General features: G+C 66.1%; 19 protein-coding genes and 2 pseudogenes. 9 read left to right on the top strand and 12 right to left on the bottom strand.

All coding sequences use genetic code 11. The annotated features are described in order from the left end of the window. Positions 1-196: 196 nt before the first annotated feature. The 4 genes from ACX1DX_RS12345 to ACX1DX_RS12330 all read right to left on the bottom strand — a co-directional run bounded on the left by ACX1DX_RS12345 (position 197) and on the right by ACX1DX_RS12330 (position 5,388). The gene (locus tag ACX1DX_RS12345; RefSeq protein WP_076063473.1) at positions 197-598 is read right to left on the bottom strand and encodes a type II toxin-antitoxin system VapC family toxin; all 402 of its coding nucleotides are present in this window, start codon (positions 596-598) and stop codon (positions 197-199) included. Next, positions 585-815 carry a FitA-like ribbon-helix-helix domain-containing protein gene (locus ACX1DX_RS12340; protein WP_459396835.1) on the bottom strand — a complete coding sequence of 77 codons (231 nt, stop codon included), beginning with the start codon at positions 813-815 and terminating at the stop codon, positions 585-587. Before ACX1DX_RS12340 ends, ACX1DX_RS12345 begins: the two co-directional genes overlap by 14 nt. A 204-nt stretch (positions 816-1,019) precedes the next feature. Beyond that, positions 1,020-3,233, bottom strand: coding sequence for a UvrD-helicase domain-containing protein (locus ACX1DX_RS12335; RefSeq protein WP_459396834.1), 2,214 nt, complete (start codon positions 3,231-3,233; stop codon positions 1,020-1,022). After that, positions 3,226-5,388 (bottom strand): MrfA Zn-binding domain-containing protein, encoded by a 2,163-nt coding sequence (locus ACX1DX_RS12330; RefSeq protein WP_459396833.1) that lies wholly within the window; start codon positions 5,386-5,388, stop codon positions 3,226-3,228. The genes ACX1DX_RS12335 and ACX1DX_RS12330 overlap by 8 nt, the downstream gene beginning before the upstream one ends. 19 nt (positions 5,389-5,407) lie before the next feature. Here ACX1DX_RS12330 and ACX1DX_RS12325 point away from each other — a divergent pair, with 19 nt between their 5' ends. Further along, positions 5,408-6,817: an FRG domain-containing protein gene (locus tag ACX1DX_RS12325; RefSeq protein WP_459396832.1), complete on the top strand. Its 1,410-nt coding sequence runs from the start codon at positions 5,408-5,410 to the stop codon at positions 6,815-6,817. A 50-nt stretch (positions 6,818-6,867) separates the two neighbouring features. Here ACX1DX_RS12325 and ACX1DX_RS12320 read toward each other — a convergent pair whose 3' ends face one another. The 7 genes and pseudogenes from ACX1DX_RS12320 to ACX1DX_RS12290 form a co-directional block, all read right to left on the bottom strand. Beyond that, complete coding sequence (locus ACX1DX_RS12320) at positions 6,868-8,691, bottom strand: ATP-dependent nuclease (protein ID WP_459396831.1); 1,824 nt, start codon at positions 8,689-8,691, stop codon at positions 6,868-6,870. Between the two features lie 62 nt (positions 8,692-8,753). Further along, positions 8,754-11,312 (bottom strand): hypothetical protein, encoded by a 2,559-nt coding sequence (locus ACX1DX_RS12315; protein WP_459396830.1) that lies wholly within the window; start codon positions 11,310-11,312, stop codon positions 8,754-8,756. Further along, positions 11,305-12,963 carry an Eco57I restriction-modification methylase domain-containing protein gene (locus ACX1DX_RS12310; protein ID WP_459396829.1) on the bottom strand — a complete coding sequence of 553 codons (1,659 nt, stop codon included), beginning with the start codon at positions 12,961-12,963 and terminating at the stop codon, positions 11,305-11,307. The genes ACX1DX_RS12315 and ACX1DX_RS12310 overlap by 8 nt, the downstream gene beginning before the upstream one ends. After that, positions 12,960-13,586, bottom strand: coding sequence for an N-6 DNA methylase (locus ACX1DX_RS12305; protein ID WP_459396828.1), 627 nt, complete (start codon positions 13,584-13,586; stop codon positions 12,960-12,962). Before ACX1DX_RS12305 ends, ACX1DX_RS12310 begins: the two co-directional genes overlap by 4 nt. 301 nt (positions 13,587-13,887) lie before the next feature. Beyond that, a pseudogene (locus tag ACX1DX_RS12300) lies at positions 13,888-14,781 on the bottom strand (DEAD/DEAH box helicase); the annotation flags it as partial. A gap of 297 nt (positions 14,782-15,078) precedes the next feature. Then, a complete protein-coding gene (locus ACX1DX_RS12295; protein WP_459396827.1) occupies positions 15,079-16,629 on the bottom strand; it encodes a glycoside hydrolase family 6 protein in 1,551 nt (516 codons plus the stop codon). Between the two features lie 217 nt (positions 16,630-16,846). Continuing rightward, entirely contained in the window at positions 16,847-17,548 is a 702-nt protein-coding gene (locus ACX1DX_RS12290) for a TetR/AcrR family transcriptional regulator (protein ID WP_459396826.1), read from the bottom strand. Between ACX1DX_RS12290 and ACX1DX_RS12285 the strand changes: the two genes are divergently transcribed. The 5 genes and pseudogenes from ACX1DX_RS12285 to ACX1DX_RS12265 all read left to right on the top strand — a co-directional run bounded on the left by ACX1DX_RS12285 (position 17,547) and on the right by ACX1DX_RS12265 (position 20,219). Further along, positions 17,547-17,906, top strand: a complete 360-nt coding sequence (locus ACX1DX_RS12285) for a DsrE family protein (protein WP_459396825.1) — start codon at positions 17,547-17,549, stop codon at positions 17,904-17,906. The two genes, ACX1DX_RS12290 and ACX1DX_RS12285, sit on opposite strands and share 2 nt — an antisense overlap. Positions 17,907-17,952: 46 nt before the next feature. Next, positions 17,953-19,033: pseudogene (locus ACX1DX_RS12280) on the top strand (IS630 family transposase). A 93-nt stretch (positions 19,034-19,126) separates the two neighbouring features. Continuing rightward, a complete protein-coding gene (locus ACX1DX_RS12275; RefSeq protein ID WP_187720432.1) occupies positions 19,127-19,450 on the top strand; it encodes a DUF4143 domain-containing protein in 324 nt (107 codons plus the stop codon). Positions 19,451-19,506: 56 nt separating this feature from the next. After that, positions 19,507-19,794 carry a type II toxin-antitoxin system Phd/YefM family antitoxin gene (locus ACX1DX_RS12270; RefSeq protein ID WP_226965871.1) on the top strand — a complete coding sequence of 96 codons (288 nt, stop codon included), beginning with the start codon at positions 19,507-19,509 and terminating at the stop codon, positions 19,792-19,794. Continuing rightward, positions 19,791-20,219, top strand: coding sequence for a type II toxin-antitoxin system VapC family toxin (locus ACX1DX_RS12265; protein ID WP_187720431.1), 429 nt, complete (start codon positions 19,791-19,793; stop codon positions 20,217-20,219). Before ACX1DX_RS12270 ends, ACX1DX_RS12265 begins: the two co-directional genes overlap by 4 nt. A gap of 28 nt (positions 20,220-20,247) precedes the next feature. Here the strand turns inward: ACX1DX_RS12265 and ACX1DX_RS12260 are convergent, their stop codons facing one another. Beyond that, on the bottom strand, positions 20,248-21,678 hold the full coding sequence (locus ACX1DX_RS12260; RefSeq protein WP_187720430.1) for an XRE family transcriptional regulator: 1,431 nt from the start codon (positions 21,676-21,678) through the stop codon (positions 20,248-20,250). A 132-nt stretch (positions 21,679-21,810) separates the two neighbouring features. On the opposite strand from ACX1DX_RS12260, the gene ACX1DX_RS12255 reads away from it, so the two are divergent. The 3 genes from ACX1DX_RS12255 to ACX1DX_RS12245 all read left to right on the top strand — a co-directional run bounded on the left by ACX1DX_RS12255 (position 21,811) and on the right by ACX1DX_RS12245 (position 24,392). Then, positions 21,811-23,628 carry a phosphoenolpyruvate carboxykinase (GTP) gene (locus ACX1DX_RS12255; protein WP_459396824.1) on the top strand — a complete coding sequence of 606 codons (1,818 nt, stop codon included), beginning with the start codon at positions 21,811-21,813 and terminating at the stop codon, positions 23,626-23,628. Positions 23,629-23,739: 111 nt separating this feature from the next. Further along, positions 23,740-24,000, top strand: coding sequence for a type II toxin-antitoxin system Phd/YefM family antitoxin (locus tag ACX1DX_RS12250; RefSeq protein WP_187720429.1), 261 nt, complete (start codon positions 23,740-23,742; stop codon positions 23,998-24,000). Beyond that, positions 23,997-24,392, top strand: coding sequence for a type II toxin-antitoxin system VapC family toxin (locus ACX1DX_RS12245; RefSeq protein ID WP_345580393.1), 396 nt, complete (start codon positions 23,997-23,999; stop codon positions 24,390-24,392). The genes ACX1DX_RS12250 and ACX1DX_RS12245 overlap by 4 nt, the downstream gene beginning before the upstream one ends. Positions 24,393-24,423 lie beyond the last annotated feature (31 nt).

Below are 24,423 nucleotides of genomic sequence, written 5' to 3'. Positions count from 1 at the left end.
GCCGCCTGCGTCGGCCCAGCGGAGAGGTCGCGCGCCAGCGCTACCCGAGCAAGATCGCCTGAAGCCCCAGCGGCGCGTGATAGTACCGAAAGTCTGTGGGGCAGACTGGTTGAGGTGACGAACATATTGCCCGCAAGCGACGCGAAGTCGGGGGAGTGGCTGCGGCAGATCCTCGACCTCTGCGGCAACCGTGACGTCAACCGTGGGCCTTGACGACCTCGATGGTGCAGCGTGGGCCGGTGGATCGTGCGAGGCGCCTGTCACCGGTGAGCAGGGGCGCCTGGAGTGCTTCGGCGAGGGCAACGTACGCGGCGTCGTAGATAGTGAGGTTGTCCCGCAGTTCCCAACAGCGAACCAGCAGCGAAGTGTGCTCGACGCGCTGGAGTGGCAGCTCCTGCAGGTCGTCAAGAGCAAGCCGGACCCGGCGCGGGTCCAGGTGGCCGCCGAGGGCCAGGCCGCGCCACACCGAGGCCACTTCGAGGTCGACCAGCGCGGGTGCGGCGAGTCGTTCACCGCGCAGCCTGTCCCGCACTGTGTCACCGTCCTGGCCGTCGTCAAGCAGTGCGACGGCCAGGACGCTGGCGTCAATGACCAGCACGGTCGGACCGCAACGCGCTCACCACGTCGGCCAGCGGCAGCGATCCACCGGCGCGCCCGCCGGCCCTGGCCAACACCTCGTCCAACGTCGGCTGGGCGGCCTCGGCGATCAGCTTCGAGCGCAGGTACTCCTGAAGTGACTGGTGCGCCGCGCTAGCCCGCTGTCGCAGCACAGCATGCGTCTGGTCCGGCACGTCTTTGATCTGAATATTCGGCATGGAGCCATTATGGCGCCATGCACGCCTTAATGGAAGCGCGCCACTCTAGGCCGATCAGCTCTTTTCGCCACTGAGGTATCGACTGCGGCGGAGCGCGTTGCGCAGTGGCTATTGGTAGTGGGTCCGCATCCTCAGACGTGGACCCCGTGGCGACCAGGTATCGTCAGCGGCCCGGAATCCTCCCTTCACCTGATCCGCTCAGGATCAGCTTGGCAGCAGCGACGACGGTGTGCCGCTGTACGTCACCACCAACTCGTCGCGGGCGCGCGACGCCGCGACGTACAGCAGCGAGCGTTCCCGCAGCTGCGCCTCGCTGAGTTCCTCGTCGTCGAAGTCGTAGGCCTTCAATCCCATCGGCATCGAGTCCTTGCTCAGCCCGAACAGCAGCACCCGCGTGAACTCCGTGCCCTTCGCCCGGTGCATGGTCAGCGCCACCGGGTAGCCGGGCTTCACCGTGCCGGCCTCCAGGGCCCGCACCTCGACGCCCCGCTCCCCCAGCCCGGCGACGACACGGTCGCGGGTCACCCGGTCGCGCACCAACACCGCGACCGTCTCAGGCGCAACGTCCCCACTGCCCACCCAGGACCCGACCAGGTCCGCCGCGAAGTCGAGCTCCGCCGTCAACGTCGGGAACGCCCGCACCTCCGGTTTGGGCCCCGTGCGCGCCGACAGGTAGCCGGCCATGGTCTCGGCCTCGCCGTCGGAGTCGACGACCTCCTGGCCCGTCAGCACGCCCACGGCCCACGCCAGGTTCTGCGCCGTGGTGCGGTAGTTGAGCTTCAGCCCCCGCGACCGCCCCTGCGTCCGGATCCCGTACGCCGAGAGCATCAGCTTCTGCCCGTAGATCCGCTGGTGGGCGTCCTCGGCGATGAAGATGTCGTTGGGCGCCTCCGCCGCCAGCGCCCGGACCAGCTGCCAGTGGCAGGGCTTGAAGTCCTGCCCCTCGTCGACCAGCACGTGCCGGGCGGGTCGCTGCCCCGTCGCCTCGAGGTGGGCTGCGGCGATGGAGGCGGCCTCCGCGAAGTCGAGCGTGCCCGCCTCGCGCGCGGCGCCGCGGTAGGCCTCGACGACGGCCCACACCGCCTTGCGCCCGGCCCGCGACAGCCGCACCCCGCGACCCGTCCGCGCCACCTTCAGGTAGTCGGCCAGCTGCGTGATGCGGTGCGGCAGGATCACCATCTCGTACTCGGCGGCCAGGAACGCGGGCTTGCGCAGCTTCTCGTCCAGGTCCTCCCCCGCGCGCAGCATCGCTTGCCGCCAGGCGGCGTCGGCGTCGGTGCGGCCGCCGATGTCGGTGCGCCCCACCCCCAGCACGGCCGCGACGGCCTCGCTCACGTCGGCCCCCGCCGACTGCAGAACCGCCCGGGCCAGCGCGTCGATGCCCTTGACGTGGAGGCCGGGCGCGCCGAGGGCGTCGGCGAAGCGCAGGTCGGGGTCGAGGCGCTCGAGGCTACGGGCAAGTTCAGCGGCAAGGTTGGTGGTGAACGTGGTCACGACGATGGGCGCTTCCGGGTCCTCGACGGCGAGCCGTCGCGCCCGGTGGAGCACGACGACGGTCTTGCCGGTCCCGGCGCCGCCGGAGATCCGGTACGGGCCCTTCCAGTCGCCCCGCACCCAGGTGCGCTGCTGCGGGTGGAGGAAGACGCGCCAGGCGGAGAAGTCGCCGCCGGTGATGACCCGGCGCAGCTCGTCGGCTCCGGCGAGCTTCGCGAACCCCATCTGGGCGGTGGGGTGGTCGAAGCTGTCCAGAAGCTCCTGGTCACTGACCGGCTCCGGCTCGACGAACCGGGTGGCGGCCTCCTCGTGGCTCATCGGCCGGTTCATGATCTCCAGCTCCTGCTGGATCTGCGTGATCGACTCGCCGTCGGCCAGCAGCAGCAGCGCGAGACCCTGCCATTCGGGCAGCGTCTGCGCGAAGGCCTGCAGCGCGTCCTTGCTGGTCAGCGCGACGGCCTGCTCCGAGGTGGTCGGCGGGATGCCGAGAGAGACGGTGAGGTCGGCGGCGCTGAAGGCGATCAACGGCTCGGGACCTGCCGGCAGCGGCGGGACGGCCACCGGCGGTTCCCACGTGGGTGCCGCTTCGCTGGCCACTTCGTTGTACTCGGGCAGCCCGTTGATCGGGTTGATCGTCAGCTGCACCTTGGCGGCCGCCTTGTAGGCGTCGTCATGGTTGTAGATGCCGTGCACCACGTAGGCGGTCGAGGTGGGGGTGGTGAGCTTGAACAGCAACGCCCGGTACTGGATGTCGACGCGACCTGTCCGGGCCCGCGAATCTGCAGCGTTGGCGATCGGCTCGATGTGCAATCCCGGCGCGCTGTCGTCCTGGGCGAGCTTTTCGAGGAAGGTGTAGGCCTTCTGCTTGATCGACGCGTCGAGCAGCTTGTCCTGCTTGGGGTAGATGATCACACTCTCAGCCACGGGGCTGCTCCTTCCATGCCGCCGCGATCACGGCTGCGTCGGGCGCGAGGATGCGCCACCCCTGCTGATCGGGCACCGGTTCGGCATCCAACCGCACCGCGATCCGCTCGTTGGTCCAGACGAGGTCGAAGGGAACGCCGTCGAGCTCGTAGCCCACCTCGGCGTCCGGCGCGGCCACCCCGGCCTCGCTGAGCGCGGCGATGAGCTCCAGCACGGACGCCGACTCCCCCGCCAACTCCTCGACGATGGGCTGCCACTCGGCGCCGACCTCCACACCCCGATGGACGATGTCCACCACCGGGACGGTCGGAAGTGCAGCAGAGGATCGCGCCTCGAACGTGGCGATCGACGCGGGCAGCAGCGCCATGACGTTGGCCAGCCGCAGCCACTCGCGCCACTCATCCTTGGCCTCGGAAGCCGAGAGGTCGACGGTGTCGTCGAGCACCGCGGCCAGCCGCACGGAGCCCGGAGCCGGGACGCTCACCGCGACGGCGAGACTCCCGTGCCGCCAGACCCGGGTCTGCCCGCCCACCCCGGACAGCAGACCGACGGCGAGGTCCTCCAGCGGCGCATCCGTAGGAGCGGCGCCGGAGGCGAACACCGAGAACGCGGCCGCCCGGGCGAAACGCTCCAGGTTGTCGGGGTCGGGCTGCTGCATCCACCCGGCCAGGAACGCCAGCGGCCCACCGAGCAGGGACTCGCGCGCGGCGGCGGTGTGCTGCATCGCCGGCTCGCCGTTCAGCTTCTGCACCAGCGGCGCCTTGAACCACGACGGCGCGGTGGCGGCGTCGCCCGCCTCGTCGAGCGCCAGGTCCTGTGCGGTGATCGCGATCACGAGCGTGCCGCCCTGGCGGAGGATGCGGCGCTTGGCGGCGTCGTCGGCGATGTTGTTGTGCTTGGGCGAGGCGTGGAACTGCCAGCCGTCGGTGAAGATCGCGACGTCCGGCAGCCCCTCGCTCGAGAGGACGAAGTCGGGCTTGGAGTTGGCGACGTGCACCTGCGGGCGGAGCCGGAAGGTGCGGCTGCCGAGCGAGACGGTGATGATGTTGCCGCCGGAGATGCTCGGGGTCTGCTTGACGGTGCCGCCCAGCCTCGCCGCCAGCCGCAGGAACGCGGCGCGGAACCGCTCCTCCAGCCAGGACTCCCCCGTCGGGTCCGGCGCCGGCGGGGCCTCCGTGATCTTCCACGACGGCACGAGCGGCGGCTCCCCGCCGTCGATCCCGAGCAGCGTCCGCAGGTGCCGCTCGGCGGCGACTCGGGAGGTGACCTCACGGTTGTAGGGGGCGGCGAACGGCAGCAGGCAGCGGTGGCAGGACAGGTGTCCCTCGTCGGCGCAGGCGCAGTCGCGGACCCGGATCAGTGCGCGGCGCAGCACGTCCCACAGCTGGTCCTTGCGGATCAGCTCGGCGAGGTAGCCGGTGCCGCCGGGGACGAGGTCGTGCAGGAGGAGTGCGTCGCGGTTGTCGAGCAGCGGGTCCTTGATGAACGCGACATCGAGGTGGTCGGGCGCGCCGCCGTAGTTCTCGCGCAGCCCGAGCAGGACGGCGGCGGTGAGGCTGGGCACGGCGAACACGTCGTCGCCGAACGCGATGCCCTGCGGCAGGGTGAGCACGACGCCCTCGGTGGTGAGCTTGCGGGTGAGCAGCACGGAGCGGGTGTGCTCCTCGTGGCTGTGGCGGTGCTTGCACCAGGGCCGGTGCTCGTCGCGCTTGTTGGCCAGCCCCGTGCGGTCGAGGTGGCCGCAGGCCTCGCAGATCCGGAACCGCGGCCCGGCGAGCCTGTTCCCGGCGATGGTGATCTCGCCTGCGGTGTGGCGGCGGGGGCCGAGGTTATACCAGCGCACGTCCATGCCCTTGAGGTACGCCACGCCCAGCCCGCCGGTGGTGTACCAGCGGTGCTGGACGGTCTGCGGGTCGACGTCGGCGGCGGTGACGATCGCGAACCCGGCGCGGACGCGCTCGTCGTTGGAGTCGTCGATCCGTGACTCGTCGCGCCGCACGAACGCGGAGACTCGGGTGAGCTCGACGGTCTCGAAGCGCTGGCCGACGTCGTTGATACCTGACTTCCCGCAGCGCGGGCACGTGGTCGGGGTGTCGTCCCCGTCGTGGCTGGAGCCGCAGCGCCTCGTCCGTACGTGCTCACCGGCGCAGTGCACCTAGCTAGACTCCCACGCTATGAGCGAGGAACAGGACGAGCCTGAAGCCGGACACGGTGGCGAAGATGCTGGCGACACGGAACCGGTCAGTCCTGCGGGCTTCGAGGCCGAGAAGTATGCAGACCGAGTGCGCCAGAACTTCGACAGCTTATTCGCTGGCCGACCATTGCTTGGCTCGGCCTGGGCCGCGCAGTTCGAGGAGCTGCTCCACTCTTCCGCATCGTGGCGGAACCTGCAGGAATCGATAGCCCGAATGCAGGAGAAGCTCATACCGCGCATCTCTATGCCTGCGGGGGTGCTGGACAACATCCAGGCGGCCATGTCCGCCAACGTTGACCTTACGAAGTTTCAGGCGATCATCAACGAGTCGCTGGGCTCTCGCATGCTCTCACTAAGCCGCCCGTCGGACTTTCGGAACCCCGACCCACCCCGAACCGCCTACTCGAAGTCGATGACGTCTCCTGGCGCCTACTTCGCGGCGGACGAGGAACTCGTCGAGTCCATGCAGGAACTGAACACGCGTATCACCGGACTTGTCACCAAGACACCTGACCTACCCCTGGTATGGCGAGGCGTGCGCGACGCCGATTGGGCCATCCACAGCAGCCTCTTTAGACGGTTGTGCGTGGTGAACGGAGTTGATCCCCCCGCGTCCAAGCCAAAGCAGCCTCAGCCATACCCAGATGAAGATCAGATGGTGCGTGCGGAGCAGGAGATCCTACGGATCGCGCGCTCAGACTGGAGATTCGACGGGATGTCGGCGCTTGAGACTTTCGCGCGCATCCAGCATGCCGGTGGACCGACACGGCTCCTGGACGTGACCAAGAACCCATACATCGCCGCATGGTTCGCAGTCGAGCAGCACGACGAGACTGACGACAAAGACGCTCGTCTCATCGCCTTTGCGACGCAACCGGTGCGCAAGCCCGACAAGCCAGCCCCCCTACACTCGCGAGTGGAACTGGATGCAGAGTGGGGCGAGCGGCTGCCGCCTTGGCACTCATGGACCACTCCTGCGGCGCGGCAAGGTGTGGACTGGGGAACTGGAGCCCGGCGTCGTCTTTGGGTTCCGCCTGCCTATGACCCGAGGATCGCCGCGCAGAACGCCGCGTTCATCTTCGACGGGGTTCCAATGACCTCAGCTAAGACAGCTTCCTACTTCAGGAGCAGCCCTGGAAACTACTGGACGCGCGCTGACTTGCTGGCTGCGTCTTCAATCTACGCCAAGACCACCAAACCGACCCGGAAGCCACAATACAACGCGCGCAACTTGGCACCGACCTTCACCTTTCGGATCGGATCGTCGGTCAAAGAAGAGATCCGGGAGTTCCTGGAGTCGCGATTCGGATATACGCGCTCGTACGTTTATCCCGACATCACGGAGCTCGCCCGGTACCTGGGGACAGTGCCCCTCGCGTCACTCACGTAGAGCAGTCTCTGGCATCTGCATCACACGGCAGCTGCCAGCCCCGACCTTGGTCAGCGGCGGCTCGTGTCGTTCGTTGCCGACGGCTGCATCCCACGAGTCACGCCAACGGCGAGGATCCTATCCACGTGGCGCTGGGTAATGTCGTTGCACTGTGCGCCCTGCCTGAGGGCCGCGTGAATCCAGCCGGGTCCCTTACGCACCGTCACTTCAGGTGCCAGGTTCTCGAGCTCGCCCACTTCAACAAGAACAACCCCCCGCTTATGAAGCTCCGCTAGAAGCTCCATCAAATGGGCGCGAGCTTCGCCCTTGAACGCGGACAAGCCATGATCCTTGACGTCTCTCCATGGAGGACGAGCACGCAGCTGAGCTTGTACCGCATCCCTATGGTCGGTGCTGAAATTGGCATCACGTTCTGGAGTCAAGATTGCTGAGATTGCATCGAGGACACGCCCCACCCTCACCTGCTCTCGGGGGACACGAATGGACGCAGTCGCTCGCTCCCAGAGCTTGGAGAGATCGTCAGTCCAATCCTCGCCAAGGGACTCCAGAAGTGTCCGCAGTGCACTCTGGTCAGCCAGCATATCCAAATCAGGCGCGGCTACCGTAGGCACCCCAATCTTGGAAAGTGCCGCACAGGCCTTTGCCATCCCATCCTTGCCACCAGTGGGCACAAAGAGAATCTCGTGGCGCGGGAGGGTTTCATGAGAGCGTGCTGGACAATCCAGTGCGGCATTCAGGAATGCGCAATCTCCCTCCGCCTCAGCGACGACGACCAAGCGGTGGAACAGACCGTCCAGGATGTTGGTGTATCTGAGGACCGGGTCAGACCACAGCGCTCTTAACTGAGCGGCGTCAAGGTCATGGACGGCCGTTGACCCGCTTCCGCGGTCCAGCCGGACCACCGACACGTCCACCCCTGATTCCAGAAGGCCGGTGAGCAGGTTCTTGTCATGTGTGGCGAGGACGATTTGGATACCTTGCTTCATCGCCAACTGACCGAGTTGGAGCCCGAGTGCATGTGCCTGCGGCGGGTGAAGGAACGCCTCTGGCTCGTCAAGAAGGAGCACCTTGAAAGCGGCGGTCAGAGTCGGGAGCAGCTGTCCGAGGTAGCTGCGCATACCGTCACCCTGCTCATCAAGAGGGCGTAGCGCTGCCATCTTCTCGCGGTACTCCTGCGAGATGTTGTTGACGGGTGGAACTTCTTCGTCGATCTCTCCAACTCGGAGCCTCAGAGTGCGCGCCAGGGAATCCAGAGTCAGCGGTACACCGAAAACCTTCTTCGTGATCTCAGACAATTCATCGAGAAGCGCCTTGGAGTCCTGCAGGTGATGAACAGGATGCTGGGCCGGATCGTCCACGTTTTCTCGCATCTCGACAGAGCCGCCGAAGGCAAACCTGCCTTGTGCGTTGCCATAGAAGACAAAGGCGTTGGCTAGGTCTCCGAAGGTCTCATGTGGCGAAGCCCAGAGAGATCTCAAGGCGACCAGAGGGATGATCCCAGAGGTAGGCCGTTGGAATCCTCCAGCAGACCCCTGAGACGGAGGGATGAAGTGCGAGTTATCCCCCAGCCATCCGATGACTTGAGCAAGGTCGCCCCGCACTCCTGTTCTCACCGTCGCGACTGAGATGCGTTCGCTGTGCCCGAGGTGGCGGTTCTGTCTGAGGAATTCGACAGTTTCTCGAAGGATTGTCGACTTGCCAGCGTTATTCGCCCCGACCAGCGCAGTGACACCCACGCGTTGGATAGGAATCGTTGCTCCGGTGATTAGCTCTATCGATTCGAGAAAGAAGTCGAATCCAGTCGCGTCAGCCTCTTTCAAGTCGATGGCTTCCGGGTGAGCTGACTCGAATCGCTCACGCCAATCGGATGACATACGGTTCCCTTTCGCTTGGCGTTGTGGATCGGTGATCTTCGAGCATGACGGGCCTCACGCCTTTAGAACTCGACGGCCACGACGGTGTCATAGAGGCCGTAATGGCGCAGACCCTTGTGGGAGTTGATGCCGGTGTAGGAAAGGGAGGCGTCTTCGTACCGGCGGAAGGCGAAGACGGCCTGGTTCATGTGGGTGGAGTTGAAGACGCCGAGGCTGACGAGGAGGTGGAAGTCTTCGACGGTTAGGCCGGTGACCTTCTTGAACAGGCCGGGTTCGAGCTTGGTGATGACGTCGTGGAGGGTGTTCTCGCGGAAGTCGGTCAGGTACATGAACGCCGGGATGCGGGTGGCGAACTTGATGAGCTTCTCCTGGATCTGTTTGCGCTTCGACTTGTACTCCTTTTCCTCGTCGGTGAGTTCGTTCTTCTCCGTCTTCGTGAGTTCGTCGCCGCGTTCCTTCTTGGTCTTGCTGACTGACTCGGACTTGTTGACCACGGTCTCGAAGATAGAGCTGCCGAGGGCTCGGAAGCCCTCGATGTTCATGACTGCTGCCATGGCCTTGGGGTCGCTCATGATCTTCTTGAGCGTGTCGTTGTCGACGTTGACCAGGATCGCTGACTCCCACTTGCGTGCAAGGAGGGTGGCGGACGTGCCGGACATGGCGATGTCGAGGATGGCACCGGCGTCGATCTGGGTCATGTTCGAGCCGTCGTAGGCCAGTACCGGCAGGAAGCTGACGAGTTCCTCGATCGCCTTCTCGGGATTGGGTGACTCGGGCGCCAGGCCGTGGCCGTACTCCGAGAGCTGCCGCAGGGCGCGGGTGGGGGCGAAGTCGAAGACGAAGCACACTGGCTTGAGAACGGCCTCTTCGCTCGGGTTGTCCCCGTTGGGGTTCTTGATCGACCACGGTGACTGCACCCGGAACGCGGCCTGGAAGTAGGTCTCGGGAGAGTTCAGGTTGCGCAGCATGAGGATTGAACTCCACTGCTTGACGGTCACGCCGGTGGTGAGCTTCCCGCACGACAGATTGATGGTCTTGGTCTCGTGGCCATCGCCGATTGCGTTGCGCACCGGCGGGAGAGCGTCGAGCCCGATGCCGGCTGACGGGCCGGCGACGACGAGGACGTCGTAGTCATGCCAGAACACGTTCTGCTTCTCGGCGAGGAGGTTGGCCATTGCTTCGCAGGCGGCGACGCTCGGGAGGAACCAGAACGAGTGCTGCAGGTAGGGCAGGAGCCGGACGTCGGAGTACGGAAATGGTGGGCGGGTACCCATCTTCATCGCGTCCGTCTGCGTCGGTAAGTGGGAGCCGCGGATGATGTCGAGCCACTTCTGGACGTCGTCCTTGTGCGTGAACTCCGCAGCGCTGCCGCTGCCAGTGGCGGCGAAGAAGGCGTTGAGGTCGAACTCGTCGAACTCGCCCTGCCTGGCAACGGCGATGAGTTCGTCGGGCATCTGGTAGGTCAGCAGCCGCATCTCTGGCAGTGCCCCATACGGGTTCCACTCTGCTGGGTGTGCCTTGGCGAACTCTGCCTTGGCGCGTTGTTCGTCGGTGTAGGTCCAGTTGAAGATCTGCTCCTCGATGAACTCGCCCGTTGCCAGCGCCTTGAATGGTGTGCCGGACAGGTAGAGGTAGGCCCTGGTGGTGATGGGGAGGAAGTCGCTCTCAGCGCTGCCTAGTTCGTCGAGTTCTTCTTCGAAGGTGTTGAGGCCGTCGTTGAACTCGGCGTCGAGCTCCTTCTTGGCGATGCTGGCGTCCTCGCCCTCGAACAGTTCCTTAGCGCTCTCGCGCCAGGCACCGAAGTGGTACTCATCGAAGATGACCAAGTCCCAGTTGATTAGATGGAGCCACTCGTTCTTGGCCTTGATCAGCCCGGTCTTCGTGTCTCGGCCGAGCAGGTCCTGGAAGGATCCGAAGTAGACCATGGGCCTGGAAGCGACCACTGTCGCGGGGTCGGTGCCAGCGGTCTTCGACAGGTACTGCCAGTCATCGAAATCGACGTGGGATTCCAGATCTGTCTGCCAGGCGTCCTCGACGGCGGGCTTGAAGGTGACCACCAGCACACGCTTGGCCCCGAGCTTCTTGGCGAGTTGGTAGGCGGCGAAGGTCTTCCCGAAGCGCATCTTGGCGTTCCACAAGAACCTGGGGACGGCGGTCGAGTCCTCCGCCCAGATCGAGTGGTAGTAGCCGAAGGCCTTGTCGACGGCGTCGGTCTGTTCCTGCCTCATGGCAAAAGTCTCGTGGTGGGTCCCGGTCATGGCCTGGCCGTTTCGCAGCTCGACGATTGCTGTCTTCACCTGCTCCGGCGTGCAACGCACCCACTCACGGGATGAACCGAGAATCGGGTTCTCGAAGCCTTTCTGAACCAGCCTGTGACGAACATCGCCGTCTCGGAAGAACGTCCCATCACTTCGGTCGGCGGGCTCGTCGACATGCAGGGTATAGGCCTGCTGCATCTGCCCCTGTGACGCGCGGATCCGCTCGTTGACGTCAGCCTTGGTGGTCTGTCCGACCTTGATGAGCCCTGCGTAATCCGACGGTGGATCGTTCGGAGTCCAGGCGTAGATCCGCAGCCTCCCGTGCGGCTTCTCGGGGAGCAGGTCCCCGATGTCCTTAGTCATCCGTAACCTCTTGGGCCCTCTCGTCGGGCTGGTCATCATGCGCGGCTACTTGCGACTCGATGAACTGAACCTCCTCTTCACTGAGGCCGTAACGCTTGTAGAGGAGGTCGTCGGACCAATGGCGATCCAAGGGGATGTCTGGGATGAAGGCATAGACGTTCTTGGGTGCGTCCTGAGTCGACTTGCGTAGTGACACTAGGAATCGCGCGAATCGGGTTCGAAGGTATGAGGCGTAGCGTTCGCCCTCTTCCTCCGTGTCAAAGCGACCCGCCACCAGGTAGCTCTCCGTGCAGGCCGTGCCGGGGCCAGCGACGATGGGTTTCGACAGGAACTTGGTCTCGATGGCAGCGCTCGTGCCCTGGACCCTGGTCATGAGGACTTTCCAAGTGTCGATCCAGGCTGTCTTGGTTGGTATCTCGCTGCGCTCGATCCATGTGACCCTCCTGGACCCGAAGAGCTTGATTGGCTCCTTGAGGCCGGAGGGAGAGTCTGCGCCGTGGACGAAGGTCCGTAATCCGAAGGGCTTCTGACTCGAGACCCGTGTCTCCAAGGTGGGCTCGCCCTTCGCCCGGACCTTCTCAAGGATTGGCACAGCTTCGTTTCGACGAATGAGGACGTCGTACTCGTCGAGGTACCGTGCAACGGCATGCCCAACCGGCGCTCCGTCCAGCATGGTTTGGATGGTGCATGGCCCGTCGTGGTCGCGGTCCCAGAGGAAGTAGGAGACGCCTCCGCGAATCTTCACGCCGGGGAATGCTTCGTAGAGCTTGGGGTAGTCGACGATGTTGCGCATGCGGTGGTCGCTCAACATCCGTTGCCGGTAGTCGTCGAGGCCTTTGCCGCCGGCGAACCAGCGGGAGGGTGTAACGAACACAGCAAAGCGCGGGTCGAGCGCCAGCGCCTTCTCGACGAACATCTGGTAGATCGGCGCAGCGGATGTTCCGTAGCCTCCATCGCTGAGCTGGTAGGGCGGGTTGCCGATGATGACGTCGAACTGCATGTCTGCTCCGAACAGCTGGTGAATGAGGCCCTGCGGATCGTCGGTGTGGATCAGGGCGTACGCGTGAGTCTCTAGTTCGTCGCCGCGCTGGTAGTCGCGCTCGTTCGCGCCGCAGAAACTGCACCGTTGATTGACCTGAACCGTGAACTCTTCACTGGTGACAGGGTCGTAGCGGATCTCGGGGGTTCCGCCCGTCCAGTCGTGCTCAGTCCGGTCGAACCAGATGTTTCCCGTCTCCGTGGTGAACGACCTGGCGATGGAGTGGGGTCCTTTGGCGAACTTCGAGCAGTAGACACTGCGTCTCCCAAGGAGTGCGGTGAGCTCGGTGATGCCGATCCCGTAGACCTGCGTGGTGAGGATGTGATCCACGCGCTCCTGGAGGTCCGGGATGGCGTCGGCCAGGCCGTTGGTTAGTCGTCGGACGATCTCGCGCAGGAACACCCCTGACTTCACAAAGGGGTCGAGGAACCTGACCGTGGCGTCGGCCCAAATATCGGCACCGTCGAATGCCCCTGCCCACGCGTCTGCGATCAGGTCGAGCATGGCGTTTGCCATCTCGGGCGGGGTGAACACCTCGTCGTTGGAGAGGTTGGCGATGCAGGTCAGCACATCGGGGTTGTGACCGCGAAGGGTCAGCGGCGCCAGGCTCACTGTGCGACTTCTTCCATGGTCATCGGCGGATAGGTCTTTGTCGGCGTGAACAGCTCTTCCTCGGTCAGTTCCCCGAAGAGGGTGCCCTCGAACGACGCTCGTTGCGTGAGGTCGTGGAACCGAAAGTCGCGGCGTTGGTAGAGGCCCTTCCCCAGGTAGGCCCACTCCGGAAAGAGGATCGGGGCGCCATCGGGTTCCGTCATAGTCAGGGCGTCCCCGCGAACGATGTTGACGGCCAGAGCTTTGCGGGCTGCGCGCAGAAGCACGTCGTCGTCGCGGAGCCCGAAGGCTACCTGCAGAACGTCACACAGGTTCGCCCGACACTCGTCGGCATTGTCCGCCAGGAGTTCGATCCCGTAGATACACATGACCGCGAACAGGGCGTGATGGCGTCGCTCGAAATCACTCTTACCGTGCTTGGCCTGCACCGTGGCAAGTTTCCGTGCCAGGACGGGGACCAGGAAGTTGCCGGACCCACAGGCCGGCTCCAGGACCCTGGCATCGATACGCTCGGTCTCGCCCTTCACCAGGTCGAGCATGTCTTCAACCATCCAGGCAGGGGTAAACACCTCGCCGTGGTCAGCGACGCGCTGCTTGGACTTGACCAGACGTTCATCAGTCATGGAGTTGGAGCGGGCCCTTCTCGAGGTTCGGTGAAACCCATTGTGGCGGTGGCGACTGACAAGTCTGACTGCTCGTCGATGGACGGTGGGGTCGACTTGGAGAATCCATCGCGCTAGAGAAACACAACGAAGAGGCCCTGCGTCTTGGCGTCACCCCACTCGCCCACTGGCGGCTGGGCGGCTCGACGCATGCGTTCAGGTGCTGAGCTCGCACTCCTCGGGTCCATGCCGCCGCGATTTCCTCGGCTACCTCGGCGCTGTGGCGGTGCCGTCGGATGGTGAGCTGCTCGACGCGCTTGGCGTCGAGGTCGCCGTCGGCCTTGACTGCGGTGGGGTCGAGGAGGCGCACCAGCTCGGCGAACGACTCACGCGACCCGTTGTGCGGGGTGGCGGAGGCGAGGATGAGCGCGTCGGCCTGCGGCGCGAGGATGCTGGCCAGCCGGTTGTTGAGGGTGGCGGTGTTGGTGACGTTGTGCGACTCGTCGATGACGACGGCGTCCCAGTGGTGCCGGCGCAGGTCGTGGACGAAGCGCTCCTGCTTCAGCGTGTCGATGGAGATGATCACGCGACGGTAGAAGGAGAACGGGTTGCGGTTGGCGGGCAGCTTCTGCTTGACGCGGGCCACGCCCTGGGAGTCGAGGCGCACGAACGGGATGGCGAAGCGGCTCCACATCTCGTGCTGCATCTGCTCCAGGACGTGTCGCGGGGTGACGACGAGGATCCGCTCACCGCGGCCGCGGCGGATGAGTTCGGAGAGGATCATGCCGATCTCGAGGGTCTTGCCCAGGCCGACGGCGTCGGCGAGGAGGATGCGGGGCCGCAGTGTCGCGGGGTCGAGGGCCTTGGCTACGGCCTTGTGCTGGTAGCCAAGCTGGCGGGCCAGCATGCGGGGCGAGACGGTCAGGGAGTCGTCGCTGAGGGGAACGGCGGTCTTGCGGAGCGTGGACTCCACCCAGAGCCTTGATCGGCGATATTTCGGGGAATCGTCCGGGCGGACTGTGGTGTCGCGGGGGTCGTTGAGCTTGATCCGGTCCAGCGAGGGGTAGAAGACGGCGTCCTGGCCACGGACCAGATCCGAGAGCCCTTGGGCGTTCAGGACGGGTCCGTCGGAGGACTCGTCGACTGAGGTGATCAGCCAGTCCTCGTCACGCACCACGACGACGTTGCCGGGCGCGAAGGTATCGGTGCTACTCATCGTGAGGCAGCCTATCGGCTGGCTGCTCACACTGGGCATCGGAGTCCGGGACAGAACACACAGACCTCGACGTTGGCCTCGGCTCCCTCTCCAGCAGAAGTCGTCGCCGATCGCCGATCTGGCGAATGTTCAGTTCCATTAGAGGCGGCAACCAGTCTCCCCCGTCGCCCTTGATGTCATCCGCCGGAATCGTACGTTCGCTGCACTGCACACCGGGGCGCCGGGCTCGCCGTCGGGCGAACACGACGGAGGGGGCACCAGACATCTTCTGGCACCCCCTCCTCAGCGGGCCTTGGACTACTCGGAGGTGCAGGGCTTCCCGTCAACCCAGAACAGCCACGGCTCCGTCGCGCCGCCCTTGGCGGAGACCACCACCGACGGTGCGCGTGAGGTGATCCTCACATCCACGCCGTCCTGGGTCGAGGTGCCGCGGCTGACGTTGTTGATCCGTTGGTCGTCGCGCCACGCGTACTCCAGCGTCCACTCAGGTGACGGAGAGGTCACCGTGACCTTCGCGGCGAACGCCTTGCCCTTGCCCTTGGCGTCCCACACCACGTGGCACTCCTGAGGCTTCAGCTCCGGGGAGGCGAACTCGATCAGCTCCCTGGCCTGCTCGACGAACCACTGCCCTGCGGGCGGGTCCTGCATACCGCGTTCGGGATCCAGCGGGCCCTCGGTGCCTCGGTAGCACTGGCCGTCGGACTCGCCCGGCACCTTGATCCACAGGAAGGCATCCACCAGCGGGATGCCGGTCGTGGTCGTGGGACGGGCGCCGGCGCCGCGATCCGGCGGGTTGCACCAATCCTCGTGGGTGCTGCCGTACTTGTTCTCGTGGTCCCACGGCCCGATGCCGTTGCGGCTCGTGTCGATCACGAAATGAGTCGACGGCTCCACGTCGCCCAGGATCGACGCGTAGCGCGAGTCGATGCCCGACGTGTTCAGCGCAGGGTCCGGGTTGTCGGCCGACCACTCGCCGTAGTTGGACATTGCGACGCCTTGCCAGTCAGTCGCCGGTCCGCCGTTCCAGTACTGGTCGCCGCAGTTGGCGAAGTCGCCCGGGGCCACCTCGGTGGCGTAGGCGATGCACGACGAGATCCACGTGCCGTAGGCCACCTGGTTGGCGGTGAACTGGTAGTTGGACGCGTTGAGGAAGAACCCTGTCGCGTTCTGCACCCCGGCCTTCACGAGCCGGTCGGAGATCTCGCCGACGTTCAGCCAGGCCGACGACGTCCCGTCGAGGTACACGTCGGTGCCCTCCAGCGCCTCGAACGAGTCGACGGCGTAGTTGAGCTGTTCGAAGCGATCAGTGGTCGCCGTCGCCGCGTCGAGTTCCGCCGGCTGGCACCATTCAACCTGGCCGTCGAGCGTCGTGTAATGAGGGATGACGCCAAGGCCGTCGGGCTCAAGGAGCACCGTGGCAGGTCGGTCGCCGATCCCGGCTGCGAACCCGTCGATCCAGGCCGTGTAGGCCTCGGTGTCGAGCGCACCTCCCGACGAGTACTGGGCGCAGTCGCGGAACGGAAGGTTGTAGGCGACGAGCACGGGCATCTCGCCACGCGCCTCGGCGGCGGTGACCACCTCGTCGACGGCGATCCGCACCTCCTCGGGCGTGCCATTCGTAAACCAGTCCGCCGAGGGGATGCTCCCGAGGAGCTGCGCGTCGGCGCGCGCCTGACCGCTCAGCTCCTGGGCCGCCTCGAGCGTGGTGCTGTAGGGGTTGAGGTAGAGGTCCGAGCCGGCGAGGCCGTCGGTGGGACCGGAGGCCTGGGCGGGCAGGGCAAGCAGCGTTGCTGCCAGCCCGCTGAGCGCAAGCGCTCTCCATCGGGATGAGGATGAAACAGATGACATGTGACTCCCTTAGTCGTCATTGACCTCTGTGCATTGGGCACAGATACGCGCGGGAGCGAGAGCGCTCTCAGGTCCGCGCAAGGCCTAGCCTTGCGTGAGAGCGCTCTCGTGTCAAGAGGCAACCGGCGAACCGACCGAAACGAATACGAGAACGCGATGGGAGGTCAGCCGTTTACGACAGCTTCGGCCCCCATAGCCAGCACCCTATGGCGAAGCATCACGCTCCGGTGGTGACACCATCGCCCAACCGACGACGCAGCACCCGTTCAGCGAGATCCAGCACTCCCCCATCCCCGGTCAGCACGAAACCAGCGCTGGCAGCGAGGAACTGACCGTTGATCTCGAACGCCAGCGCCCGAGGATCCTCGCCCAGAAGCCGCCCTTCACGCTGTGCGGCGACCACGAGCTGGGCGAACAGTCCAGTGAGGCGCCGCTGGAAGTCGGCGATCGCCTCTCGCACCGGCCCTGGCCGGCCGCCCATCTCGAGGGCTGCGCTGGCGAAGAAGCAGCCGCCGGGGAACACCCGGTCGCGCAGGTGCTGCAGATAGTGATCGCACAGCGCGAGGAGCTGCTCGTGCGCCGATTTCTCCGCCATCGCCGGGGTCACCACGACGTCGTCGAAGATCGTCGCGGCCTCCGCCACCGTCGCCAATTGAAGCTCCATCTTCGAGCCGAAATGCGCATACAGACCGCTCTTGCTCATCTTCAGTTCAGCGGCCAAGCCGCCGATGGTGAGGCCATCGATCCCCTCGACTGACGCCAGCCGCGCGGCGGCCTGCAGGATCGCGGCCCGGGTTCGGCGTCCGTCGGAGCGCTGGGCTCGGATGGGGTGCAGAGAAGAATCTGGGTTCACCCTTGACAAGTTAGCACGAACGATCGTACTTTTTTGGACGAGACACTCACCGTAGGAGGCACTCATGAACAAGGCAGCCATCTCCCTGACAACGGGGCTGGAGGACGCGGAGAAGGTCACGGTGGCGTTCCTCGTCGCCGTCGGAGCCGCAGAAGCCGGTCGCGAGACCCTGATGTTCCTCACCAAGGAAGCCGTCCGGTTGGCGGTCGCCGGGTTCGCCCGAGCCACGGCGTGCGATGGCTGCCCTCCGCTGACCGACCTCATGGACCGCTACGCAGCAGCCGGCGGGCGCTACATCGCGTGCGGGGTCTGCGTGAAGGCCAAGGCCATCGACCCGGGCACGCTGCTGCCCAACGCCGAAGTGGCTGGCACCGTGCAACTGTGGGAGTGGATCGGCGACGGCGCCACCACGTTCAGCTTCTAGTGGCGTGTCGGTGATGTAACTTTACGGTTGCATGGGACAATTGGGCATGGCGAATAGGACAGCCCCGGCACTGGTGTTACGTGAAGGCGATAGGGGCGAGTTGGAGCGGTTGACCCGGGCGGCGACGGTGATGGCCTCGACCGCGCAACGGGCGCGGATCGTGTTACTGGCCGCTGACGGGGTCGGGAACCAGGTGATCGCGGACACGGTGGGGGTGTCGAGGCCGACGGTGAATCTGTGGCGGGACCGCTACGTCGAGCGGGGTGTGCGGGGTTTGGCTGATGAGCCCCGCCCGGGTCGGCCCAGGCAGGTGGATCGGGTTGCGATCCTCGCCGCCACTTTGGACCCGCCGCCGGCCAGCCTGGGGGTGACGCACTGGTCGTCGCGGCTGCTGGCGCCTCGGCTGGGGGTCGACCATGCCACCGTCGCGGCGGTGTGGAAGGAGTTCGGGGTCAGGCCGTGGAAGGCGGAGACGTTCAAGTTCTCCACCGATCCGGAGCTGGTGGCCAAGGTCACCGACGTGGTTGGCCTGTACCTGGCCCCGCCGGACAACGCGATCGTGTTGTGCGTGGATGAGAAGTCGCAGATCCAGGCGTTGAACCGGACCCAGAAGGTGCTGCCCATGGCACCTGGCCATGCGGAGCAGCGCACCCATGACTACGTGCGGCACGGCACCACCACCCTGTTCGCGGCGTTGGAGATCGCCACCGGGAAGGTCACCGGGTTGTGTTAAGGACCGGCACCGGCATCAGGAGTTCCTCGGGTTCCTCAAGCATGTGGCGCGTGCCTACCCGACCCAGGAGCTGCATTTGGTGATGGACAACTACGCCACCCACAAGAAGGCCGAGGTCCGTGACTGGCTCGCCGCGAACCCGCGGATCACGGTGCACTTCACCCCGACCTCCGGCTCGTGGCTGAACCTGGTCGAGGTCTGGTTCGGGATCATCGAACGCCAAGCCATCCGGCGCGGGACCTTCACCTCGGTCCGCGACCTCACGGGCAAGATCCGCGCCTTCATCAACGGATGGAACCGACGCAAACACCCATTCATGTGGACCAAAACCCCCGACCAGATTCTTGACCGAATCGACCGGAAACGTAAACATGTCTCAACGACAAGCCACTAGAGTGCCGAGAAACAGTAGCGTTGAAGGCTGAAAGACAGTAGCGTAGAGAGTCGGGAGACAAGCGACGCCCTGCTGAGCCCGCGCGGCGCGTTCATGGCGGGCCCTCTGTTCGAGTCCCTTGTGACGCTGACGGTCCGGGTTGCAGCTCAGGTCCACCGCGCCCGGATCGGGCACCTGCGCACATCGCGAGGGGACAGGGAGATCGATCTTGTCGTCGAGGGACTGGACGGCCAGGTCGTCGCGATAGAGGTCAAGCTGTCTGCGACGGTGGGGGATGCCGACGTTCGCCACCTGCTATGGCTTCGAGACCAGATGCCCGACGATGTCGCGGACCTGGTGGTCGTCACCACCGGTAAGTACGCCTACCGCAGACCAGACGGGGTGGCCGTGATTCCCCTTGGGCTTCTGGGAGCGTGACGGATCACGACCGGAAACCGTAGGTACAGATATGTACAAGCATGTACGATTGCGCCATGTCGAGAATCAGCGTGAGCACTGCACGCCAGACCCTTCCGGAGCAGCTCGACCGTGTCGAGGCCGGCGAGGAGGTGTCGATCACCAGGCACGGCCGGGTGGTCGCCGTCCTGGTTCGTCCGGACGTGCTCAAAGCGCGCCGTGCGTCGAAGGTATGGGATGAGGCTGAGCGGATCGCGGGCCTCCTGGACTCGACCCGCAGCGAGCCGATGCAGCGCCCCGTCATCTCGCCCGAGCGGGCGGAGGAGCTCGTTGATGCGGTCCGTGACGCACGGTCCGGCCGATGACACTCCTCACTGCTTTCGACGCTGATGTGCTCATCTACGCGGCAGCCGATGGTCACCCTCTTGGGGTGCCTGTGGCCTCGTTGTTCGCCGTCGAAGGTGAGGGGCCCGTCGGCATCGGCTCAGTCCTGCTCCTGCCAGAGGTGCTGACCAAGCCACTGAGGGAAGACCCCGACTCCGCCGAGGTCAAGGCGCTGGCCGGCCTCCTCGGTCGGCTGGAGCTTCGCCCGGTGGACGAGGCGACGGCGCGACTCGCCGTCGCGCTGGCCGTCACCTACAGACTACGGGCGGCGGACGCGGTACATCTGGCCACTGCCGTCGCGTCAGGTGCTGACCGGTTCCTCACCAACAATCGCAGGGACTTTGCCACCACGATCGACGAGATCGACGTCGTGTACCCGGAGGATCTGGCCAACGCCCAGACGTGAGGTGCCTTCGGTGGGCCACGCCGACGGCTCAGTCGTGCGCGTGCGCCTCCAGGAACTCGTAGAGTTCGCGATCGTCCACACCCGGATAGGTCCCCTGCGGCAGGGGAGCGAACAGGTGGGTCCGCACCCTGGGCGACGCCCACCCCTGCCCCCTCCAGCGCTCCGAGAGCCCATCCTCCGGCCTGCGGCAGCACCGCGCGTCTGGGCACGTCGATACCTCGCGCTGCTGTGATTCGCGCCCCCGGAACCACTTCGACTCGGCATAGGGCACGCCCAGTGTGATGGAGAACTCCGCCGTTGCGCCGGTCCCGGTCTGCGTCGACTCGAAGAAGGTGCCGGCAGGCGTGTCCGTGTACTGGTAGTGCTCGCTGGTGCGGGTGGCACGCGCGAACGCCTTTCGCGCGCTCCAGTGGCGGCAGACCACCTCGCCCTCCGTCGAACCGGTCGCGTCCTGGGGCAGCGGAAGACCGTCGTTCTCATAGGCACCCACGACGGTGCCGTCGCCGTTGACCCGCAGGTAGTGAAGCGTGATCCCCAGGTAGTGGGTGGCCAGGTTGGTGAACCGCAGCGCCGCGCCCTCGTGGGTGACCCCGAAGGTGTCGCGGAAGTCCTCGATCGCGATGTTGCGCTCCCGCTTCGCGCGCTCCAGGAAGTCGACGGAGGCGGCGCGGGGCATCAGGCACGCCGCGGCGAAGTAGCTGGCCTCGAGGCGCTGGCGGAGGAAGTCGGCGTAGTCGGCCGGCGCCTCATGCTCGAGCACGGTGTTGGCCATGGCCTGCAGCGCCAGCGATCGCAGCCCGTGTCCGCCGGGGATGGAGGCCGGCGGGATGTAGATGCGGCCGTGCTCGAGGTCCACGACGGCACGCGCCGAGTGGGGGAGGTCGTCGGTGTGCACGATGGTCAGCCCCACCCGCTTGGCCATCTCCGCGACCGTGCGGTGGGTCAGGGCGCCAGACGTGTGCCGCACTGCCTTGGTTGCCTGCTCCGCGATCAGCTCGATCTCAGGCAGGTGGTTGTTCCGCTCCCGCATCGTCGTCCGGTGCTGGGTGTTGGCTCGCCGCGCCTCCTCAGGCGTTGAGATGGCCATCCGGGCGCGCCTGTCGAGTTCGCGGTGCAGGCCGACGATCGTCTTCAGCGTCGCGTCGGACATCGCCCGCGAAGGGCGCAGGAGGGGCAGGCCGAGCTCCCGGTACGCAGGGGCGGCCTGGGCCTTCTCGAGTTCGATCTCAAGCGCGGCCCGCGGCGACGGGGGCTCGGCGGCCAGCAGATCCGAGGCGGTCACGCTCAGGGCTGCTGCGATGGCCTCCAGCAGCGACAGGCGGGGTTCGCGGTGGCCGTTCTCCACCATGGACAGCTGGCTGGGAGCCGTCCCCGTGATCTCTCCCAGTTCTTCCAGCGTCAGGCCGGCCTTGGTGCGGAAATGCCGGATGCGCCGCCCCAGCGTGGAGAGATCTGCCATGCAGTTCACCATACGCGAAGAACTGCCGAAGTTCACAGCAATCTGACCAGTAGAACCCCGGGTCCCCTTCCGTATGGTGAAGCCACAAGCTCATCCCGCACCGAAGCGACACCCACAAGGTTGGAGAATCTCATGACCGCCACCGCCACGTTCACCCGCCACGCACCCGATAACGCCGACTCCCGCATCGTCGAGTGGGTGGATTCGATCGCCGAGCTGACCCAGCCAGAGCGCATCCTCTGGTGCGACGGCTCCGCCGAGGAGCGCCAGCGGATGCTCGACGAGTCCGTGGCGGCAGGCACCCTCATCAAGCTCAACCCCGCCAAGCGCCCCAACAGCTACCTGGCCCGCTCCAACCCGAGCGACGTGGCCCGGGTGGAGTCCCGGACCTTCATCTGCTCAGAGCGCGAGGATGACGCCGGCCCCACCAACAACTGGGCCCCGCCGTCGGAGATGCGCGAGACCTTGAGCGGCCTGTTCCGGGGGGCGATGCGTGGGCGCACCATGTACGTCGTCCCGTTCTCCATGGGGCCGGTGGGGAGCCCTCTCGCCCGCCTCGGGGTCCAGGTCACCGACTCGCCCTACGTCGTGATCAGCACCGGCATCATGACCCGGATGGGCGCCGCCGCGCTTGCGCAGATCGGCCCGCGCACGGAGTGGGTCCCGGCGGTGCACTCCGTCGGCGCGCCTCTGCTGCCCGGCGAGGAGGACGTGGTCTGGCCGTGCAACGAGACCAAGTACATCGTTCACTACCCGGAGAGCCGCGAGATCTGGTCCTTCGGCTCGGCCTACGGGGGCAACGCCATCCTCGCCAAGAAGGGGTTCGCGCTGCGTATCGCCTCGAAGATCGGCGAGGAGGAGGGGTGGTTGGCCGCCCACATGCTCCTGCTCAAGGCGACGAACCCCGAGGGCCGCACGTTCCATGTGGCCGCCGGGTTCCCCAGCGCCTGCGGCAAGACGAACTTCGCGATGCTGCGTCCCTCCATCCCCGGCTGGACGGTCGAGACCATCGGCGACGACATCGCCTGGATGGCGCAGGGCCCCGACGGCCGATTGCGGGCCATCAACCCTGAGGCCGGCTTCTTCGGGGTGGCTCCCGGCACCGGTCACTCCACCAACCCCACCGCGATCGCGACGATCGAGAGCGACACCGTCTTCACCAACGTCGCCCTCACCGACGACGGCGACGTCTGGTGGGAGGGCCTCACGGACGAGGCGCCGTCGCACCTGACCGACTGGCAGGGCCGCGACTGGACCCCCGACTCCGAAACCCCGGCGGCGCATCCCAACTCGCGCTTCACCGTCGCCGCCCACTTGTGCCCGTCGATCGCGGACACGTGGGATGACCCGGCAGGCGTGCCGATCGACGCCATCATCTTCGGCGGGCGACGCGCCACCAACGTCCCGCTCGTGGCGCAGGCCAGGGACTGGGAGCACGGCGTCTACATGGGTGCGACGCTCGCCTCGGAGCGCACGGCCGCCGCCGAGGGAACCCTCGGCGAGCTGCGCCGCGACCCGTTCGCGATGCTGCCCTTCTCCGGCACCCACATGGCGGACCACTGGCAGCACTGGCTCAACGTCGGCGAGAGGCTCGGCGAGACGGGCAACGCGCCGCAGATCTTCCAGGTCAACTGGTTCCGCCGGGGCGAGGACGGCCGCTTCCTGTGGCCCGGGTTCTCCGAGAACTCCCGCGCCCTCGCGTGGATCACCGAGCGCATCGAGGGGAAGACCTCGGCGATGGAGTCGCCGTACGGTCTGGTGCCTGTCCATGCAGCGATCGACTACCAGGCTGCGGGCGTGAGCGACGAGGACTGGGACGCGCTCTTCGCGATCGACGCCGCCGCCTTGAGCGCCGAGGCCGACGACACCGACGTCTTCCTCGCCCGCATGGGCACCAAGGTGCCATCGGCCGTGAGGCGGCAGCACGAGGAGTTCCGCTCCCGGCTCTGACCCCGCGACCGGCGCGTGGTCAGGTCATCGGAACGCACGGGCGTCCCTCCGTGGAGGGGCGCCCGCTGCGCTGATCCGGGCGACTGTGGCGATAGTGCTACAGTTACGCACATGTCGACCGTCGCCTCCCGGGACCTCCGCAACCACACCCGCTCAGTCCTGGACCGCGTCGCTGCTGGGGACGTCGTCACCGTGACGGTGAATGGGGAGCCGGTTGCCGAGATCCGGAGCCCCACGAGGCGCAGGCCGGTCGCAATGAAGCGCTCCGACCTGATCGACCTGGTGCACGCCCAGCGGGTAGACGTCACCCTTGAGGCGGACCTCGGGTGGATCTCCGCGGGTTCCACGGAAGACCTCGGGCCCATCAGGTGAGCGCCGGTCTGCTGGACACCAGCGTGTGGATCGCTGGGGAAGTGGGTCGGCTACTCGACACCGCCGCGCTTCCCGATGAGGCGTACGTCTGCGTCGTGACGCTCGCCGAGCTTCAGGCGGGCGTGTTGGCGGCGCCCGACACGCGGACGCGCGTGGCCAGGCTGGCCACCGTCGAGAGACTCGCCGGCCTGGAGCCGCTGGCGGTAGACGGGGCGGTGGCCAGGCAGTGGGCGTCGCTGCGGGTGCAGCTGCACGAGGCCGGTCGATCAATGGGGATCAATGATCTGTGGATCGCGGCCGTGGCGCTGGCCAACGGACTGCCGGTGGTCACTCAGGACTCGGGGTTCGACGTGCTCGCTGAGCTGGGCGCTCTCGAGGTGATCCGCGTGTAGCTGTCAGCGGGCTCAGGGCATGCAGAACGGC

Source organism: Tessaracoccus zhenghani, from assembly GCF_054552775.1.
The sequence above is the reverse complement of the archived record's forward strand: the minus strand, read 5'-3'. Positions and strand labels throughout refer to the sequence as shown.

Excerpts from the sequence above, each read along its gene's own strand:
- ACX1DX_RS12285 (WP_459396825.1), top strand. The coding sequence starts at position 17,547 with ATGAACAAGGCAGCCATCTCCCTGACAACGGGGCTGGAGGACGCGGAG.
- ACX1DX_RS12305 (WP_459396828.1), bottom strand. The coding sequence starts at position 13,586 with ATGACTGATGAACGTCTGGTCAAGTCCAAGCAGCGCGTCGCTGACCAC.
- ACX1DX_RS12275 (WP_187720432.1), top strand. The coding sequence starts at position 19,127 with ATGGCGGGCCCTCTGTTCGAGTCCCTTGTGACGCTGACGGTCCGGGTT.
- ACX1DX_RS12315 (WP_459396830.1), bottom strand. The coding sequence starts at position 11,312 with ATGACTAAGGACATCGGGGACCTGCTCCCCGAGAAGCCGCACGGGAGG.
- ACX1DX_RS12295 (WP_459396827.1), bottom strand. The coding sequence starts at position 16,629 with ATGTCATCTGTTTCATCCTCATCCCGATGGAGAGCGCTTGCGCTCAGC.
- ACX1DX_RS12260 (WP_187720430.1), bottom strand. The coding sequence starts at position 21,678 with ATGGCAGATCTCTCCACGCTGGGGCGGCGCATCCGGCATTTCCGCACC.
- ACX1DX_RS12340 (WP_459396835.1), bottom strand. The coding sequence starts at position 815 with ATGCCGAATATTCAGATCAAAGACGTGCCGGACCAGACGCATGCTGTG.
- ACX1DX_RS12290 (WP_459396826.1), bottom strand. The coding sequence starts at position 17,548 with ATGAGTGCCTCCTACGGTGAGTGTCTCGTCCAAAAAAGTACGATCGTT.
- ACX1DX_RS12255 (WP_459396824.1), top strand. The coding sequence starts at position 21,811 with ATGACCGCCACCGCCACGTTCACCCGCCACGCACCCGATAACGCCGAC.
- ACX1DX_RS12325 (WP_459396832.1), top strand. The coding sequence starts at position 5,408 with ATGAGCGAGGAACAGGACGAGCCTGAAGCCGGACACGGTGGCGAAGAT.
- ACX1DX_RS12270 (WP_226965871.1), top strand. The coding sequence starts at position 19,507 with ATGTCGAGAATCAGCGTGAGCACTGCACGCCAGACCCTTCCGGAGCAG.
- ACX1DX_RS12320 (WP_459396831.1), bottom strand. The coding sequence starts at position 8,691 with ATGTCATCCGATTGGCGTGAGCGATTCGAGTCAGCTCACCCGGAAGCC.
- ACX1DX_RS12265 (WP_187720431.1), top strand. The coding sequence starts at position 19,791 with ATGACACTCCTCACTGCTTTCGACGCTGATGTGCTCATCTACGCGGCA.
- ACX1DX_RS12250 (WP_187720429.1), top strand. The coding sequence starts at position 23,740 with ATGTCGACCGTCGCCTCCCGGGACCTCCGCAACCACACCCGCTCAGTC.